We start from the raw sequence: 16,722 nt of genomic DNA on the forward strand, positions 1-16,722 counted from the left end.
AAGTTCCCCTTTCGACAGTGTGCAAGGCCCGCAACACACACGGTTCGTGGCCGTGACCGGGCCCCGGCCGTCACTCGGCAATTTCCGTGCGGTAGCTCCAGTCGTAGCGCCGGAGCGGTATGCCGTCCTTGTCCCTGCCGAGCTCCGCGACGAAGAAGAAGTGTTCGTAACCCCCGCGGAAGTCCACTCGTAGGTGCTCCTCGGAGTTATGGGAATCCCTGAGCTGTTGGCGGGTTTTTCCGGGAAGTTCGGACGGTCCTCCTTCGAGGAGAACCCTGACCAGATACATGAACCAGACTCCCTACGAGCGTGTCCCGGCACGCGGGTCGGGACCGCCCCGGCCCGGCCGGAGCAGTTTCTGCCGTGCGCTTCTCTCTCTTTGATACGGCAGGCGCCGCGGGGGAGTCAGCGCACGGCCTTCGTGGACCCGTGAACAAGTTGAACGCCACGGCGTGCCGGTCGGGACGGTGCACGGGCCGCACGTGGCGGTACGTCGCGTGCCGTGCGCGGGGGCCGCGTCAGGTACGACGCGCCTGAGAGGGTGAATGTGCGCCCGCGTGCGGAGGACTCAGGAGCTCAACAGCTCGGGTGGGTTATGTTACTGATCATGCAAGATCCCTTTGATGCAGCGCTGGATTTCCTTCCCGTTTCCAGCACGCTGCCGAAGCGTGAGTTCCCTGTCGATGAGCAGGGAACCTCCCCCGACAACCGGATCGGATTCTCCGGTGAGTCTCCGACCGGCGGGTGCGCGGCCGAGGAGGACGGAAACAGCACGATGACGCCTGCGGACCCGTAGTTTCCGTTTCGGGCCCTCAGGCGTCATCGTCCCCGCTTGGAATATGCAACCGTACTCACGCCGTAGCATCTTTTCCCGGTGCAGTGACGCCTGTTCCGATTTCCGGCTCACAAGACGGTTCTGGCGAGCGGGAATTGCGTCGAGAACTCCCGCAGCACGACGCTCTTTCGAAGCATGTGCCTTCACCGGCGGCCGTGGTTTGACGCTCCCGAGGTGAGCGAAGGACGGGTGGGGGAGTCGTGTGTGCGGAGTCGTCGCGCTGTCAGGACGCGGCCGTGCCGTCCCAGCCCGTGGTGTGCAACCAGTCCCGGAAGGTGGCCAGTCGCGGGTGCAGCGTGCGCAGGGCGGGCAGGTCCCGGTCGCGGGTGAGGAGGTCGCGGTCCTGGAAGAAGGCGAACATCGCCGCCAGGTCGTGGCCGACCTCGGGGAAGGAGCGGCCGAACTCGTCGAGGTCCACCGCCTCGTAGGCGCTCGGCACACCGGTCACCTCCTCGAAGACCGCCGCGATCCGGTCACCGGTGAGGGCGTCGGCGGCGACACGCAGCGTCCGGCCGGCCCAGTCGTCCCAGTGGTCGAGCTGGTGGCGGGCGAAGTACGCGATGTCGTCGAGCGCGATCAGCGGCCAGCGGCCGGCCTCGCCCAGCGGCAGGGCGAAGACGAGGCCGTCACGCCCGTCGGGCAGCCGGGCCGGCCGCGGGGCCAGATCGTGGAGGTTCTCGAAGTACGGCGCGGTCACCAGGACGGCGACGTGCCGCGAGTACCAGCCGTCCGTCTCCTGCCGCATGGCCTCCTCGGAGCGCTCCAACGCGATGTGCGCCTCCACGGCGGCCTTCGCGTCGTAGTGCGGGACCGGGACGCGTCCGTCGGTGAGGACGGCGGCGTTGTCCAGCGACGACCAGACGAACCGGTCCACCCCGGCCTGCCGTGCCGCGCGCAGCGCCCGCAGTCCCTGCGCGTACTCCTGCCGCGGGCGGGCGGTGGCGAAGAAGTCGGTGTTGCAGAAGACCTCGTCGGCACCTCGGCAGGCGGCCGCCAGCGACTGCTCGTCGTCCAGGTCGCCACGGACCGGCCGCACGTCCCCGGACACGTTCTCGACCAGGGCACGCGCACGGTCCGAGGACGGGTCGCGGGTCAGCACCCGCACGACGGTGCCGGGCCGCGCGGCGAGGGCACGCACCACGCGGCTCCCCATGCTCCCGGTGCCTCCGATCACGAGCGCCGTCGTCGTCACCGTGCCACCTCCAGCACGAGCTTGCCGCGGGTGCGGTTGGTCTCGCCCAACCGGTGGGCCTCGCCTGCCTGTTCCAGGCCGAAGCTGCGCTCGACCTCGACCCGGACCGCTCCCGAGTCGACCAGGCCGGCGACGGCCGTCAGCGCGGCGGCGTCTGGCTCGACCAGCAGCGGGCTGGTGCGTACGTCGGCCTCTCCGGCCGCGGCGGCCAGCGCGTCGGAGACACCGCTCGGGACGGAGACGATCAGGCCGCCGGGCCGGGTCACCGCCACGGACCGGACATCGGTCCCGTCCGCCGCGCCGACCAGGTCGAGGACGACGTCCACCGCGCCGGTGGCCTCCTCGAACCGCCGGCTGGTGTAGTCGATCGTCTCGTCCGCGCCCAGTTCCCTCAGCCAGGTGTGCCGGTGCCCACGGGCGGTCGCTACCACCTCGGCGCCCAGGTGCTTGGCGATCTGCACCGCCAAGTGCCCCACGCCGCCCGCCGCGGCATGTATCAGCACCCGCTGCCCGCCGGTGACGTGCGCCGTGTCCACCAGGGCCTGCCAGGCGGTGAGCGCCGCGAGCGGCAGAGCCGCGGCCTCGGCGTGGGAGAGCGAGGCCGGCTTGCGGGCGAACTGGCGCGACGGCGCCGTGACGAACTCGGCGTAGCCGCCGGCCGGGCGCGGGAACCACGGCATGGCACAGACCTCGTCGCCGGGCGCGAGCGTGGTGACCCCGAAGCCGACCTCCTCGACGACGCCGGAGACGTCCCAGCCGAGGGTCAGCGGCAGCGTCTGCAACCCTGCCATGCCGTGGCCCGCACGGGTCTTCCAGTCCACCGGGTTGATCCCGGCGGCGTGCACGCGCACCAGCACCTCGGTCGGCAGCGGCTCGGGGCGCGCGACCCGCTCGACGGCCAGCACCTCCGGCCCGCCGAACTCCTTGATGGTGACCGCGCGCATGGTCTGCTCGCTCATATGTCCTCGCTCGATCCGCTGTGCACGTTCCTTCGCCCGGGAGCGGGTCCCGGGCACGTGCTTCAGCCTCGCCGACGATCCGGGGCTGTGTGAGTGGCCGGGCAGCCACCTGTCGTACCATTCCGGCCATGCCGCACCGCGTAGCCGTTCTCGCCCTCGACGGGGTCATGCCGATGGACCTGGGCATTCCGGCCCGGGTGCTGAACGAGGCCCTCGACCCGGCCGGGGCACGGCTCTACTCCGTGACGACCTGCTCGCTCGGCGGACGGCCGGTCCGCACCAACGAGGGCTTCCGGATCGTCGTCGACGAGGACGAGTCGCTCCTCGACGACGCGGACACCGTGGTGATCGCCACCCAGGAACCCGGCGAACACCTGCTGGCCACCGGGGAGTTGCCCACCCCGCTCGCCGCCGCCTTCGACCGGATCGGCCCCGGCACCCGCATCGTCAGCCTGTGCACCTCGTCGTTCCTGCTCGCCGCTGCCGGCCTGCTGGACGGACTGCGGGCCACCACCCACTGGGCACTGTGCGAGCGGTTCACCCGGCTGTTCCCGGACGTCGAGGTCGACCCGGACGTGCTGTTCGTCGACAACGGCCGCATCCTGACCGCCGCGGGCGGAGCGGCCGGCCTCGACCTGTTCGTGCACCTCGTCCGCAGCGACCACGGCACAGCCGTGGCCACCTCGGCGGCGCGGCGCTGCGTGGTCGCCCCCTGGCGCGAGGGCGGACAGGCCCAGTTCATCGAACACCCGGTGCCCGAGGAAGCCGGCCGCTCCACCTCGGCCACCCGCCAGTGGGCACTGACCCGGCTGGCCGAGCCGCTCACGCTGCGGGACCTGGCCCGCCATGCCCACATGAGCGAGCGCACGTTCACCCGGCGATTCCGTGCCGAGGTGGGCACCAGCCCCCTGCAATGGCTGTTGCAGAGCCGGCTCACCCAGGCGCGCACCATGCTGGAGTCCAGCGATCTGACCGTCGCGCGGATCGCCACACTCTGCGGCTTCGGCGACCCCGTGGCCCTCCGCAAACACTTCCACAACCACCTCGGCCTCTCCCCCCAGACCTACCGCCGCACCCACCGGGGCCCCGAAGGGGCGGGGGTGGACGCCGCTGCTGCGGGCACCCGCTAGCCGAACCACCGGCCGAGGGCCTCGTCGAGGGGTTGCTCGTCCGTGTCGGTCCAGGCGATGTAGCCGTCGGGGCGGACGAGGAGGGCTGTGGTGTCGGCGGTGTCCTCGGTGGTTGAGGCGAGGACCTGGCGTACGCGGTCGGAGTGCCTGCCGAGCTGCCTCGTTCTGCCGTCGAGGCAGAGGAGCAGGCCCTGGCCCGTGTGGAGGAGGTCGCTGGCGCGGGTGGGGCGGTCGTCGACGGTGAGGTCGTAGTCGGTGAGGCGGGGGCCGAGGCCGGGGTAGCGGAGGTCGAGTCCGGACATCATGCCGGCGATGTAGCGGTTGGCGTCGGGCAGGCGCAGCAGTTCCGTCATCAGCTCGCGGACCGCGGCGGCGTCCTCGTCGCGCCCGGGGTTGGTGATCAGGCTCTGGGCCCGGGTGTGCCGGAGCACGCGCGCGGCCACGGGGTGCCGTTCGTCGTGGTAGCTGTCCAACAGGCCCGCGGGGGCCCAGCCGTTGAGGGCGGCGGCGAGCTTCCAGCCGAGGTTGACGGCGTCCTGTATGCCCAGGTTCACTCCCTGGCCGCCGATCGGCATATGGATGTGCGCGGCGTCGCCCGCGAAGAACACCCGGTTCTCGCGGTAGCGCTCGACCTGGCGTTCGGCGTCGCTGAACCGGGACGCGGCCCGCAGCGCGCCCAGTTCGGTGCCGGGCCCGTACACGGCGTGGAGCGCCTCGCTGACCTCGTCGGCGGTGACCGGTGCCCGGCGTCCCGGCCCGTCGCCCGTCAGCTTGCCGAAGAGCATGCGGTACAGGCCGTCGTCCAACGGGTGCAGGATGGCGAAGAAGCCGCCCGCGGTGCGCGGGTACCGGCTGAAGTGCCCCTGTGCGGTGGGGACGGCGTCGGACCGGGACGCGAGGGTGAGGTCGGCGGCCACCGCGGACATCCGGCCCGCTCTGCCCGGGAAGGGTACGCCCAGCAGGGAGCGGACCGCGCTGTGCGCGCCGTCGCAGGCGACCAGGTAGTCGCCGTGGACGTCCCCGGCCCGTACGCCGTCCGCGTCCTGTTCGACCTCCGTGACCTCGTGGCCGCGCAGCACCGGCACACCTCTGCCGACGAGCAGCCGTTCCAGATGGGCCTCCAGGCGCGCCTGCGGGAGCTTGACCAGGTGCGGGTGGCGGGTGCGCCAGGGGCGGCAGTCCAACTCGACGGGGAGCATGGCGAAGTGGCCGCCGATCGGGTCGGAGGGCTGTGCGTCGTCGAGCAGCGGGTCCAGGAGGCCGCGCAGATCGAGCACTTCGGCCGTGCGGGGTTGCAGACCGCCGGCGCGGGACTGGATGCCGCGCTCGCGCTGCTTTTCGAGGACCACGACCGACACCCCGGCCAGGGTCAGTTCGTGGGCCAGCATCAGCCCGGTCGGTCCGGCGCCCACCACGATCACCTGGGTACGCATGGCACTTCTCCTCATCTGCATCGAGTGCTGCACCGAGTGCAAAAGTGCACTCAGTCTATATGCGGGTAGACTGCGTGCATGACGGAACGGACGGGCCTGCGGCAGCTCAAGAAGGAACGGACGCGGGAGGCCATCGCCGGGGCGGCGATCCGCCTGTTCCTGGCGAAGGGGTTCGACCAGGTCTCGATCACGGAGATCGCCGCCGCCGCGGAGGTCTCCCGGCGGACCCTGTTCGCCTACTTCCCGACGAAGGAGGACCTCGCGCTGTACCGGTTCGCCGACCACGAGAGCGAGGCCGCCCGTATCGTGCGCGCCCGCCCGGCCGGCCAGGACCCGCTGGAGGCCCTCCGGGAAGCGCTGTTGGCGGCCCTGGAGCGACGGGACCCCAACACCGGGTTGAACGACGTCCCGGAGACCCGGGCGTTCTTCCGGATGATCATCGACACCGAGAGCCTGGCCGCGCGGCTGACCCGGTATCTCGCACGGGGCGTCGACGCGCTCGCCGAGGCGCTGCGGGAGGCCGGAGCCGACCCGCTGGAAGCGCGTCTGAGGGCGGCGCAAGTGCTCGCCGTGCAGCACGAGTTGGCCTTCATGAATCACAGCGCTCTGCTGGCCGGCTCGTCCGCCGACGACCGCTACCCCGAGGCCGTCCGGGCCGCCGAGCGCGCCTTCGCCCTGCTGCGCCACGGGACGGCGGCCGGGCGCTAGGGACGCCTGGCCGCACGGACCCGGAGGGCTGCCGGGTGCGGCGCAGGGTCAGCGGTCGGCGCGGGGTGTGGTGCGGGCCGCGCCGGTGTCGAGCAGGGTGTGCACCACCGCGTCGATCAGGCTGTCGGTCCGGTCGGGGGTGAGCGCTCCGAGCCGTCCGCCCAGGAGCAGAACGCTCAGCCCGTGCACGAGGGCCCATACGCCGATCTTGAGTGACTCGCCCGCCTCCGGGGGGACGAAGGCGGCGAGGTGGGTGGCCACGACGCTCTGTGCCGCGTCGGACGCGGAGACCACCTCGGGGTGGCCGATGCACGGGTGCCCGAACATCAGGTGGAAGAGCCCGGGGTGTTCGAGGGCGTAGTGGACGGTGGCGCGTGCCATGGCCGCCGTCGTCTCCGCCAGTTCCGCCCCGTCCGCCCCGTCCGCCCCCGGTGCGGCGGGGTGCGCGACGGCGTCCGTCAGGCGCGCGGCGAGTTCGGTGAACCCGTGGGCGGCCAGCGCGGCGAGCAGCGCGTCCTTGTCCCGGTAGTGGCGGTAGGGGGCGTTGGGGGAGACCCCGGCGTGCCGGGCGACCGCGCGCAGGGACAGGGCGTCCACGCCCTCGGCGTCCAGGAGTTGCAGGGCTGACTGCTGTAGGGCGGCACGCAGATCGCCGTGGTGGTAGCTGCGCCGGTCCGATGTTGACACTGCCCACTTCCTTGGCATTGGATGTTGACGTTGCACACATTGTGGCGCGGTCCGCGCCGCATGGCCCCACCGGGGAGGAGCTTGTCTTGACCGGTCTTGGTGAACCGCTCGTTCTGGACTGTGGTCTGAGTCTGCCCAACAGGCTGGTGAAGGCGGCGATGGAGGAGAATCTGGCCGTCGCCGGGCAGCTGCCCGGCGAGCGGATCACGCGGCTGTACCGGCGGTGGGCGCACGGCGGCGCGGGCCTGCTGATCACCGGGCACGTCATGGTCGACGGCCGGGCGCTCGCCGACCCCTCCGATGTCGTCCTGGAGGACGGCACACCGCTGGAGCCGTTCGTCCGCTGGGCCGACGCGGCACGCAGCGGGGGCGGGCGGGTGCTGATGCAGATCAACCACCCCGGCCGCGTGGTGAGTTCGGACATGCCGGGTCTCGCGCTGTCGGCCTCCGACGTGTCCGTCGACGCCGGGCGGTACTCACGTCTGTACGCGCGGCCCGAGCCGATGTCCGAGGACGCCGTACGGGAGGTCGTCTCCCGCTTCGCCAGGACGGCCGCCCTGGCCGCCGACGCGGGCTTCCACGGCGTCGAGATCCACGCCGCGCACGGCTATCTGCTCGCGCAGTTCCTCTCCCCGCTCACCAACCGGCGGACGGACCGCTGGGGCGGCAGCCTGGACAACCGGGCCCGGATGCTTCTCGACGTGGTGCACGCCGTGCGCGCCGCGGTGCCGGACGGGTTCGCGGTGGCCGTCAAGCTCAACACGGCCGACTTCCAGCGCGGCGGGTTCGACGAGGGGGACGCCGCCCAGGTCGTGGCCATGCTCGCCTCGGCCGGCTGCGACATGGTCGAACTCTCCGGCGGCTCCGTCGAAAGCCTCGCGACCCACGGGCATCCCGCGGACGGCCGGACGCTCGCACGCGAGGCGTACTTCCTGGAGCTGGCCGCCGACCTCCTGCGTACGGCGCCCCTGCCGCTCATGGTGACGGGCGGGATCCGCCGGGCCGCGACCGCGCGACGCGTCCTCGACCAGGGGGGAGCGCTGGTCGGCATGGCGACGGCCCTGGCCAACGACCCCGATCTGCCGGGGCGTTGGCTGCGCGGTGAGCAGGCGGACGTCGCGCCGCGACAGGCGCAGTGGAAGGACAAGGCGCTCGCCGCCGCGGCAACCCAGGCCGTGGCGCGCCGGCAGCTCGCCCGTCTCGGCGCCGGGTGCTCCACGGGGCGGTCCCCGTCCGCCGTCACCTCCCTGCTGGGGGAGCGGCTCCACCGCCGTCGGGCGCTGCGGCGCTACCGCCGTTGGCACGCCGAGCGGAGCCGTGTTCTGTGAGGTCCGCGGGCGCTCGGGTCCTTCGGATGCTCAGCGGGGGAGGGGACCCTCGGCGGTCAGGGGGTGGGTGGCCAGGGCGGTGACCTCGATGTCGGCGTAGGGCCGGATCGGCAGGCTGTCGAGGGCCTCCTCCAGGGCGTCCGCGTCGTCGGCGCTCCACAGCCCGATGTTGGCGCGCTTGCCGGGCAGTCGCCACAGCCGCCGCAGGACGCCCTCGGCCATCAGCTCGCGGCCCCGGTGGCGCTCGCGCCGGACGAGGTCCGCGTGGTCGTCGGCGGGCAGGTCGTGGACGCGGCTGGTGTCGATGCGCACCAGGAAGTCCATGGCGGTCTCCGTTCCCTTTGATCGATGTTCGTCGATCATCGATATTACGGGCGAGCCGCTCCCGACTCAACATCCGCACCCCGGGGAGCCGAGCCGCACCCGGGGTGCGGGTACGCGGCGACCCGACACCCGCTACTTCGTGTAGGCGTCCTCGATGTGCTGCTGCACCTTCGCGGTCAGGGCGTCCAGCCGCGGGGAGAAGCGGCACGAGGGCGGCTCGGGGGAGTGGATGCCGCGCGCTGCCGGATCGAGCGCCGCCACCTCCGCGGCGCACCGGCGCCGCGCGTCGGCCAGATCCTCCCTCGGGTGCACCCGCCGGCCTTCGTGCATCAGGGTCCGCAGCAGGGGACGGCCGGGCCCGGGTGGCTCCTCGTCGGCCAACGTCACCAGATCCCCGCCGGCTTCGGAGCGGTGGACCTGTTTGCGGCCCGGGGCCGTCACCTTCTTCGTCGAGAGCTTCATGACGGGGCGGCCGTCGTACTCGACCAGTTTGTAGGCCGAGTTCAGATAGGGGGCGTCGGCGGACACCCCCACCTTCGTACCGACGGCGAAGACATCGACGGGGGCCCGGCGTCTTCTCAGCTCGTCCACGGCGTATTCGTCCAGCCCGCCGCTCACCACGATCCGGACGTCGGCGAGCCCGGCGGAATCCAGGATCCGACGGGCCCGGACCGCCTCTTCGGCGAGGTCGCCGCTGTCGATCCGGATCGCCGACCCGGGGCGGTCGAGGGACCGCAGGACGCGCGCCGCTGTTCCGACGCCTCCGGCGGTGTCGTAGGTGTCGACGAGCAGCGTCACCGGACCGGGGTGGGCCTCCGCGAAGGCGCGGAAGGCGCGCTCCTCCGGGCCGAACGCCTCGATGTAGGAGTGGGCCATGGTGCCCGTCGCCGGAATGTCCCAGGCAGCGGCCGCTTCCACGTTGCTCGTCGCCGAGAACCCGGTCAGCCGTCCCACGCGGGCCGCGTGGAAAGCAGCCCGGGTGCTGTGGGTGCGGCGCAGCGAGAAGTCGACGACGGGCGTGCCGTCGGCGGCGAGCACGCTGCGCACCGCCTTCGACGCCAGGGAGGTCTGGTAGCTGATCTCGTTGAGCACGAAGCTCTCCACGAGTTGGGCCTCGGGCAGCGGCGCCGTGACCTCCACCAGGGGCTCGCCCGGCAGCACGACCGTTCCTTCGGGGACGGCGCGCACCTCACCGGTGAACGACAGCCCGGCCAGCGGGGCGACGTCCCGCGGCGGGTGCCCCAGGGCGGCGGCGAAGTCGGCCAGATCCCGCTCCGTGGTGTGCAGGCCGGCCAGATGGTCGAGGACGTCCTCGATGCCGGCGGCCACCAGGAAGCCGCGGTCGGCGGGCAGACGCCGGACGAAGAGGTCGAAGGTCGCCGGTGCCGTCATCCCCTCCCGCAGGTAGGACATGGCCATGGTGACCTCGTAGAGGTCGGCCGTCGTCGCGCCGGGCATCACCACTCTCCTCCGCACGGGCCGGACCGGCTCGGCGCGCGGTCCGCTGCGCGCGCCCGGACCTGCTGGGCCGCGCCACGCCGTCGCCGCATACGCGGCCTTCCGGCCCCCGGGGTACCCCTCGTCCCGCCGGCCGATGTGCCCCGCCGGCCCACGCGCCGGGAGAGGCGGTGGACGCAGGGGACGGGAACGGCGCCCTCTCCTGTGCGACGGGGCCGCGCCGAACGGTCAGGGCGGCAGCGGCATCCTGCGCGTCCGGCCGGGCCACACCGTGTGCGGCCGGCCGCGCAGCAGGACCCGCAGCGGCGTGCGTTCCGCCGCGGGGAGGCCGACCTCCACCGCGTCGCTGCTCAGGCGCACGGAGATGTCCCGGTGGTGCCGGATACGCAGGGTGAAGCGGTAGGTGTACAGCTCGGGAAGCGGGGCCGGATCGAGGTGGAGGGCGCCGTCCCTCACCTCCAGCCCGGTCAGTCCGCGCTGGACGAGGTCCAGGGTGCCTGCCATCGCCCCGAGGTGGATGCCTTCCGCCGTGGTGCCTCCCTGGACGTCCGCCACGTCGCCCAGCAGGGCCTCCCGCATGTGCTGCCACGCCTGCGGCCGCCGCTCCCGGGCGAGGATCCAGCCGTGCACCAGGGCGCTGAGCGTCGAGCCGTGGCTGGTGCGTGCCAGGTAGTACTCGACGGTGCGCCGCCACACCTCGTCGTCGATCCGGTACCCGAGGTGCGCGAAGATCTCCGACAGCCGGGCCGGCGGGAAGAGATAGCCCAGCATGAGGACGTCGGCCTGCTTGGAAGCCTGGTAGCGGTTCACACTGTCGCCCTCGGCTTCCAGGATCCGGTCCAGCCGGCGGATGTCCCCGTAACGCGCCCGGTACGCCGTCCAGTTCAGCTCCTCCAGCGTGCAGTAGCCGTCGAACTGGCAGATGACCCCCTCGTGGAAGGGGACCAGCAGGCGTCTCGACACCTCGTCCCAGCGGGCGGTTTCGTCCCTGCCGAGCCGCAGGGCGTCGAAGAGCCGGTCCCTGCGGGGGCGGGGCAGGCGAGCGGCGAGTTCCACGGCGCGGCTGAGGACCCAGGAAGCGGTCACGTTGGTGTACGTGTTGTCGTCGACGCCCGCCCGTTCGCTCCCCGGATACCCGTCGTGGTACTCGTCGGGGCCGACCACGCCCCGGATGCGGTACCTGCCCACCGCCTCGTCGAACCGGGCCAGCCCGGACCAGAACTGCGCGATGCCCAGCAGCATTTCGGCGCCGTCGCCGAACAGGAACTCCCGGTCGCCGGTGGCTTCCGCGTAGCGCCAGATGTTGTAGGCGATCGCCGAACCCACGTGGCGCTGGAGGTGGGAACGGTCCGGGAGCCACCGGCCGGATGCCGGGTTGAGGTGCAGGGTCTGCGTCGCCTCCCGGCCGTCGCTGCCGCTCTGCCACGGATACATGGCGCCCACCAGCCCCGCCTCCCGGGCGGCACGGCGGGCAGCGGGCAGCCGGCGGTGCCGGTAGGTCAACAGCGCGCGGGAGACCTCCGGCAGGTGCAGATCGAGGAACGGCAGGACGAACAGCTCGTCCCAGAAGACATGGCCCCGGTACGCCTCACCGTGCAGCCCCCTGGCCGGGACGCCCACGTCCAGGGCCGCGGTGTGCGGGGAGAGGGTCTGTAGGACGTGGAAGAGATGCAGCCGCAGGATGCGTCCCGTCGGGCCGGGCACGGTCAACTCGGCGCGCTCCCAGATGCGATGCCAGGCGCGCCGGTGCGCGTCGAGCACCTCGTCGAGGCCCGGTGCGTGCGCCGCCTGGTCGAGGGCGGCACGCAGCGGATCGCGGGGCTCCCCGTCCCCGGCGGTGTGCAGCACGGCGAGCTTGTCGACGGTCACGTCCACGCCCGCCGCCAGCTCCAGGACGAAACGGTGCCCCGGCCGGTGGCCCGACGTGCGGGCCGTCGGCCTCGACGAGAGCGGCGGCGGGGTGCGCGTCCGGGAGGCGAGCGCGACGGCGATCCCGGAGGTGCGGGTGCGGCAGCTCACCCAGGCGCCGTCCGCCGCCGAGGTGCCCGTGCGCACGGCCGTCAGATGCTCGCCGTCCAGCTCCCGGTAGCGCTCCACCCCGCTGTTGGTCACCTCGGCGTCCAGCGCCGACTCCACCTCCAGCCGGCCCGACCAGCCCAGAGCGGTGAAGGTGGTGCGCAGCGCCGCCAGGTGCGGGTCCGCCATGCTCACCCAGCGGGTCTGTTCCACGCGCAGCCGCCGGCCCGGGCCGCACTGCCAGGTGAAGGCGCGCACGAGTACGCCGTCCCGCAGGGCGAGTTCCTGGGTGTACTCCACGAGCCCCGGCAACTCGGGCGACCACCACGGCGAGGCGCCGCGCTCGTCGTGCATCCGGAACCGGAGCGGAAGCCAGTTGGGCAGGTTGACCAGGTCCTCGTTCTCGACGCTGCGGCCCGCCACCGTGCTGGTGAGCCGGTCGTAGCATCCCGCCGCGTAGGTGCCGGGGTAGTGGTGGTCGCCGGCTGTCGCCTCCGGAGCGGCGCCCCGCGTGGCGAAGAAGCCGTTCCCCAGGGTGCACAGGGCCTCCCGCAGGCGTTCCTCCGCGGGCGCGTACCCCTGGTACACCCACCGCCACGTGCCGTCCTCACCGCCGTCCAGCCGCTGTCCGCCGTGCGGTTCGCCGTGCCCTCCCGTGTGCGGTTCGTCGTGTGTTCCGGTCTGTGTTCCGTCGGGTGTTCCGTCGGGCGTTCCGTCGCCGGGGCGGGGCTCCGGCTCGGCGGTGCCGGAGCGCTGGCGGTGGCGGGGTTCGCCGGTGTGGCCCTCACCCATGCGGTACCACCGCCACCGGGGTCCCGGCGCTGTGCGGCCGTGCCGGTGCCGGGCGCGCAGCCCCGGCCGTCGGTCCGTGGCGGTCCCGCCACGGTGCGTGTACGGACGCCGGCGCCCGGCGGTGAGCGCCCGTGACGTGCTGCGACCAGTTCTGCGACCGCTTCCGCGCCCACCGCGCTGCTGCCGCGCGCTCCTGGGCGCCGTCCGGATCGACGGCGAGCGTCCGCGCCATGCCTGCCTCCTCCGCACACGGGTCCGGCGGGGAGCCGGTTCCTCCAGGCTGACGCGGAAACGCCGCTGTGTCGATTTGTCCCTCTGTCTCCCTGCTGTTGCTGTCTCCCTGCTGTTGTGGGTGTCCGTCGTGTGGTGTCGTGCGGCCCGTTGCGAGTACGGCGGCGCGCTACGGGTGCTGCGTCGTCGCCCTGGCCGTATGGGCTGTCCCGGCCGCCGCGGTGGTCCCGGTGGTCCCGGTGGTCCCGGTGGTCAGGTCAGTTGCGGTACCCCGGCCGTCCCCGGGTCATCTCGTCTCGCGGGCACGCGAGCCGGGGCGGCTCACGAGGCGTTCGCGTAGCGCCACGGCCGCCGCCATGGTGCGGTTGTGGCAGTTGAGCTTGCTCAGCACGTTCGCCACCAGCCGTTTCGCGCCGTGCTGCGAGATGGCCAGGCGACGGGCGATCTGCTTGTTCGACAGCCCCTCGACCAGCAGTTCCAGGGTCTGTAGCTCGCGCGGGGTGAGCGTCGTCCGGCCCTGGGGTGACAGGGCGGAGGACTCCTCACGGCGGGCCCGGGTCAGCAGCCTGTTGGCGAACACGGGCGGCAGGTGCACGGAACCGGCGGCCACCTTGCTGAGGGCCGTGTTGAGTTCGTCGGGAGTCAGCTCCGCCAGCAGGAGAAATCCCTGTGCGGGGACCTGAATCGCCAGGTCGAGTTCCTCGCGGTCGGTGGAACTCACTAACAGCAGTACGGAGATGCTGTCGTTCCTGCACTTCTCCGTGAGTTCCTTGAGGTCGTCGACGAAGTGTCCGTCGAATTCGGCGATGACGAAGTCCACCGGGTACTCACCGGACACGGCGGTGCCCGGCGTGACCCGGTGACGCAGCGGCTGGAAATCGGATGCGAGGTCGAGCATGCTGAACAGGCCGAGCCGGACGATTTCGCTCTCGGTGGCGACCGCCACGGTCTGCGGCTGACGCTCCGTGCTGTGCTGTCGATGGCCGTTCTGCTGAAATGCTTCGTGCAGCAAAGCTCCCCCTTCGAAGGTCAAGTGCCCATGATCTCGGTGGTCTGTGATCTTCAGCGCCGGGCCGTGGCGCATCCCCCGTGGGCACGAAGCATGGAGATTGGCATCTTGCTCACCATCGCATCCGTTTTCCCCCGTGTCACGCCACTCTTCACATGCTGATCGAAGGGACGAGCCGGTACGAGTCGGAACCCGTGCCCGGGTCCCCGGACGGCCGCGCGCGCCGCCGGTGTGGGCTGCCCGATCGGCTACCCCCGGCGGGGAGATGGGCCACGCCCGTGTGGAGAGGTGCAAGCGGGTCGTGCGGGGCTGCAAGGCGTTGCCGGGGCGGCCGAGAATCCCAGACAGGGGCGCGGGGCGGGCAAGTCGACCGGTTCTTCCGGTAATTGTCTTGGCAAGAGAGGAAAAGCCGGACACGCTTTCCTCGCCGAGTTCCGCCCCCGACGACTTCCGCACGTCGGAGCGGATCCGGACGTGCGGGGAGCGCCAGCGGGCCGGCGGCGACACGGGGGAGCTGAAGGCACGTGCACCACGGGGTGGTTCGCGGACACATGTGCGGGCGGGGCCGCCCGTCGGGGACGGCGCGGCCGTCCGCACCCGCCGTCGGATCGTCGACGTGCGCGCGAGACCGCTCCCGACGCCCGCGCCCGGGGCCGGTGCGCGACCGGTACGGGCCCCAAGGTCCGGTGGACACCACGCCGCGGAAATCGAGCACTTCGCGCTCGCGCGGAAAGCACACAACGGGGAGGCAGCACATGGGAAGGCCCGAAACAGTGATCGATCCGACGGAAGGGCCGGTGCAGCAATTTTCCATGGAGCTGAGAGAGCTGCGGCGAAAGGCGGGAAGCCCCACCTACCGGGAAATGTCCAAGCGGGTCCACTACTCGGTGGCGGCCCTTTCCGAGGCGGCACGGGGAACGCGCCGCCCCACCCTGGAGATCACCCGCGCTTTCGTGGAGGCGTGCGCGGGTGATGTCCCGCACTGGGAGGAGCGCTGGCGGAAACTCAACGCGGAACTCGGGATCGACGAGGAGGCGGGAGAGGCCGGCGAAGTCAGGGAGGGGGCCGTGCGCGCGGTGCGGTCGCGGGTGCCGCTGTCGGCGCCGCGCCAGGCGGTGCCGAATCGGGGAGTGCCGAAGCGGCAAGTGCCGAGGCAGGGAGTGCCGAGGCAGGCGGTGCCGGGCCGGGTGCAGGGGACGCGGCTGCCGGCGTGGCGGGAGGTGCGGACACGTGCCGGCGGCGGGCCCGCTGTCCGGTACGCGGCGACCGCCGCCTGCGCCGCCGCCTTCGTGGCCGGTGTCGTCATGGGCGGCCGAAACGCGGCCCGCCGGTGAGCCGGGCGCGGGGCACCGGCCGCACCGATGCCACGGGCCGGGACGAGGAGCCCGGCCGGACCGAGGACGCGGGCCGAACCCGGCCCGGGCGTACGGACGGCACGAGCGGTGGCGAGGACACCGGCCGTCCCGACGGCACCGGCCGGAACGAGAGCACCGGCCGAACCGGGCCCGGGCGTACGGGAAGCGCCGGCGGTCGCGGGGACACGGGCCTTGACGGGCCTGGCCGGACGGAGACCGGCAGGGGTGGCGAGGGCGTCGGTCGTGAGGACGGGGGGACGGGTGCGGGTGGAGTGCGGGGGCGGGTGCGGTGGGTGGTGGTGGGTGCCGGTGGGCTGCTGGGGCGGGAGATGACCGGGTTCCTGGGCGAACGCGGCGACGACGTCGTCGCACTGCCGCGCCGTGCACTGGACATCACCGACGCCGGGGCCTGCGCCGCGGTGATCCGGCGCGGCGACGTCGTCGTCAACGCCGCCGCCTGGACGGCTGCCGACGACGCCGAACTGGACGAGGACCGCGCCTTCACGGCCAACGCGTACGGCCCGGCGGTCCTCGCCCGTACCTGCGCGGCAGCGGGCGCGCGGCTCGTCCACGTGTCGACGGACTACGTGTTCCACGAGGCGCCGGGCGGTCCGCACGACGCCGCTCCCACCCCGTACGCCGAGGACGATCTGCCGCGTCCGAGGTCCGCGTACGGCCGTACCAAGGCGGCGGGGGAGTGGGCGGTCCAGGCACTGTGCCCGGACCATCTGATCGTGCGGACCGCGTGGCTGTACGGCAGATACGGCGCCTGCTTTCCGCTGAGCATCGCGCGGCGGCTGCGTGAGCACGGTGAAGTGCGGGTGGTCGACGACCAGTTCGGCCAGCCCACCTGGACGCGTGATGTGGCGCGGCTCGTCGTCGAGCTGGTGCTCGCCGCGGCGCCGTCGGGCACGTACCACGCGACCGCCGCCGGCTGGACGTCGTGGCACGCGTTCGCCCGTGCCGTCGCCGCCGCGGACGGCGCCGACCCCGCTCTGGTGCGCCCGGCGACCACCGCGGGGATCGGGCGCCGGGCGCCCCGGCCGGCGTTCTCCGCGCTCGGTCACGACGCCGTGCACCGGGTCGCCGCCGCCGGGGCGGACGTCGCCCCCATCGGGCCCTGGCAGGAACGCTGGTCGTACGCGTCCGCGCTGGTGCTCGGCGCGCTCGGCCCGGGCCCGGAACGGGCGGACGCCGCGCACTGACCGTCTGCCCGAGGACCGCCCGACGACCGCCCGACGACCGCCCGACGACCGTCCGAGGAC

General features: G+C 72.8%; 15 protein-coding genes. 6 read left to right on the plus strand and 9 right to left on the minus strand.

The window, feature by feature from the left end:
- Nucleotides 1-70: 70 nt before the first annotated feature.
- Nucleotides 71-289: a DUF5988 family protein gene (locus SCA03_RS02395; protein ID WP_107429002.1), complete on the minus strand. Its 219-nt coding sequence runs from the start codon at nucleotides 287-289 to the stop codon at nucleotides 71-73.
- Between the two features lie 318 nt (nucleotides 290-607).
- Here SCA03_RS02395 and SCA03_RS02400 point away from each other — a divergent pair, with 318 nt between their 5' ends.
- Nucleotides 608-796 (plus strand): hypothetical protein, encoded by a 189-nt coding sequence (locus SCA03_RS02400; RefSeq protein ID WP_141275174.1) that lies wholly within the window; start codon nucleotides 608-610, stop codon nucleotides 794-796.
- 262 nt (nucleotides 797-1,058) lie between these two features.
- Here the strand turns inward: SCA03_RS02400 and SCA03_RS02405 are convergent, their stop codons facing one another.
- Nucleotides 1,059-2,027: an NmrA/HSCARG family protein gene (locus tag SCA03_RS02405; protein ID WP_230988442.1), complete on the minus strand. Its 969-nt coding sequence runs from the start codon at nucleotides 2,025-2,027 to the stop codon at nucleotides 1,059-1,061.
- Nucleotides 2,024-2,986 carry an NADP-dependent oxidoreductase gene (locus SCA03_RS02410; RefSeq protein ID WP_086815536.1) on the minus strand — a complete coding sequence of 321 codons (963 nt, stop codon included), beginning with the start codon at nucleotides 2,984-2,986 and terminating at the stop codon, nucleotides 2,024-2,026. The genes SCA03_RS02405 and SCA03_RS02410 overlap by 4 nt, the downstream gene beginning before the upstream one ends.
- A 128-nt stretch (nucleotides 2,987-3,114) precedes the next feature.
- Here SCA03_RS02410 and SCA03_RS02415 point away from each other — a divergent pair, with 128 nt between their 5' ends.
- Nucleotides 3,115-4,116 (plus strand): GlxA family transcriptional regulator, encoded by a 1,002-nt coding sequence (locus SCA03_RS02415; protein WP_086815537.1) that lies wholly within the window; start codon nucleotides 3,115-3,117, stop codon nucleotides 4,114-4,116.
- Here SCA03_RS02415 and SCA03_RS02420 read toward each other — a convergent pair.
- On the minus strand, nucleotides 4,113-5,549 hold the full coding sequence (locus tag SCA03_RS02420) for an FAD-dependent oxidoreductase (protein WP_086815538.1): 1,437 nt from the start codon (nucleotides 5,547-5,549) through the stop codon (nucleotides 4,113-4,115). The genes SCA03_RS02415 and SCA03_RS02420 overlap by 4 nt on opposite strands.
- 78 nt (nucleotides 5,550-5,627) lie before the next feature.
- On the opposite strand from SCA03_RS02420, the gene SCA03_RS02425 reads away from it, so the two are divergent.
- The gene (locus tag SCA03_RS02425) at nucleotides 5,628-6,257 is read left to right on the plus strand and encodes a TetR/AcrR family transcriptional regulator (protein WP_086815539.1); all 630 of its coding nucleotides are present in this window, start codon (nucleotides 5,628-5,630) and stop codon (nucleotides 6,255-6,257) included.
- 48 nt (nucleotides 6,258-6,305) lie between these two features.
- Here the strand turns inward: SCA03_RS02425 and SCA03_RS02430 are convergent, their stop codons facing one another.
- The gene (locus SCA03_RS02430) at nucleotides 6,306-6,944 is read right to left on the minus strand and encodes a TetR/AcrR family transcriptional regulator (protein ID WP_230988443.1); all 639 of its coding nucleotides are present in this window, start codon (nucleotides 6,942-6,944) and stop codon (nucleotides 6,306-6,308) included.
- An 86-nt stretch (nucleotides 6,945-7,030) separates the two neighbouring features.
- On the opposite strand from SCA03_RS02430, the gene SCA03_RS02435 reads away from it, so the two are divergent.
- A complete protein-coding gene (locus SCA03_RS02435; protein ID WP_230988444.1) occupies nucleotides 7,031-8,272 on the plus strand; it encodes an oxidoreductase in 1,242 nt (413 codons plus the stop codon).
- 30 nt (nucleotides 8,273-8,302) lie between these two features.
- On the opposite strand, the gene SCA03_RS02440 is transcribed toward SCA03_RS02435, so the two are convergent.
- The 4 genes from SCA03_RS02440 to SCA03_RS02455 all read right to left on the minus strand — a co-directional run bounded on the left by SCA03_RS02440 (nucleotide 8,303) and on the right by SCA03_RS02455 (nucleotide 14,105).
- Nucleotides 8,303-8,635, minus strand: a complete 333-nt coding sequence (locus tag SCA03_RS02440) for a muconolactone Delta-isomerase (RefSeq protein WP_230988445.1) — start codon at nucleotides 8,633-8,635, stop codon at nucleotides 8,303-8,305.
- A 93-nt stretch (nucleotides 8,636-8,728) separates the two neighbouring features.
- Nucleotides 8,729-10,054 carry a nicotinate phosphoribosyltransferase gene (locus tag SCA03_RS02445; protein ID WP_086815542.1) on the minus strand — a complete coding sequence of 442 codons (1,326 nt, stop codon included), beginning with the start codon at nucleotides 10,052-10,054 and terminating at the stop codon, nucleotides 8,729-8,731.
- Between the two features lie 228 nt (nucleotides 10,055-10,282).
- Nucleotides 10,283-12,862: a glycoside hydrolase family 65 protein gene (locus SCA03_RS02450; RefSeq protein WP_086815543.1), complete on the minus strand. Its 2,580-nt coding sequence runs from the start codon at nucleotides 12,860-12,862 to the stop codon at nucleotides 10,283-10,285.
- A gap of 517 nt (nucleotides 12,863-13,379) precedes the next feature.
- Entirely contained in the window at nucleotides 13,380-14,105 is a 726-nt protein-coding gene (locus tag SCA03_RS02455) for a LuxR C-terminal-related transcriptional regulator (protein WP_230988446.1), read from the minus strand.
- Nucleotides 14,106-14,857: 752 nt separating this feature from the next.
- Here SCA03_RS02455 and SCA03_RS02460 point away from each other — a divergent pair.
- A complete protein-coding gene (locus SCA03_RS02460; protein WP_158102292.1) occupies nucleotides 14,858-15,436 on the plus strand; it encodes a helix-turn-helix domain-containing protein in 579 nt (192 codons plus the stop codon).
- Between the two features lie 314 nt (nucleotides 15,437-15,750).
- Complete coding sequence (gene rfbD, locus SCA03_RS02465) at nucleotides 15,751-16,662, plus strand: dTDP-4-dehydrorhamnose reductase (protein WP_230988447.1); 912 nt, start codon at nucleotides 15,751-15,753, stop codon at nucleotides 16,660-16,662.
- Nucleotides 16,663-16,722 lie beyond the last annotated feature (60 nt).

The organism is Streptomyces cacaoi (genome assembly GCF_006539165.1).
GTDB classification, from domain to species: Bacteria; Actinomycetota; Actinomycetes; order Streptomycetales; family Streptomycetaceae; genus Streptomyces; species Streptomyces cacaoi.

Bases quoted from the DNA above. Each gene is read 5' to 3' on its own strand.
- SCA03_RS02410 (WP_086815536.1), bottom strand. From the start codon at position 2,986: ATGAGCGAGCAGACCATGCGCGCGGTCACCATCAAGGAGTTCGGCGGG.
- SCA03_RS02395 (WP_107429002.1), bottom strand. From the start codon at position 289: ATGTATCTGGTCAGGGTTCTCCTCGAAGGAGGACCGTCCGAACTTCCC.
- SCA03_RS02425 (WP_086815539.1), top strand. From the start codon at position 5,628: ATGACGGAACGGACGGGCCTGCGGCAGCTCAAGAAGGAACGGACGCGG.
- SCA03_RS02400 (WP_141275174.1), top strand. From the start codon at position 608: ATGCAAGATCCCTTTGATGCAGCGCTGGATTTCCTTCCCGTTTCCAGC.
- SCA03_RS02450 (WP_086815543.1), bottom strand. From the start codon at position 12,862: ATGGGTGAGGGCCACACCGGCGAACCCCGCCACCGCCAGCGCTCCGGC.
- SCA03_RS02420 (WP_086815538.1), bottom strand. From the start codon at position 5,549: ATGCGTACCCAGGTGATCGTGGTGGGCGCCGGACCGACCGGGCTGATG.
- SCA03_RS02440 (WP_230988445.1), bottom strand. From the start codon at position 8,635: ATGATCGACGAACATCGATCAAAGGGAACGGAGACCGCCATGGACTTC.
- SCA03_RS02415 (WP_086815537.1), top strand. From the start codon at position 3,115: ATGCCGCACCGCGTAGCCGTTCTCGCCCTCGACGGGGTCATGCCGATG.
- SCA03_RS02460 (WP_158102292.1), top strand. From the start codon at position 14,858: ATGGGAAGGCCCGAAACAGTGATCGATCCGACGGAAGGGCCGGTGCAG.
- SCA03_RS02445 (WP_086815542.1), bottom strand. From the start codon at position 10,054: ATGCCCGGCGCGACGACGGCCGACCTCTACGAGGTCACCATGGCCATG.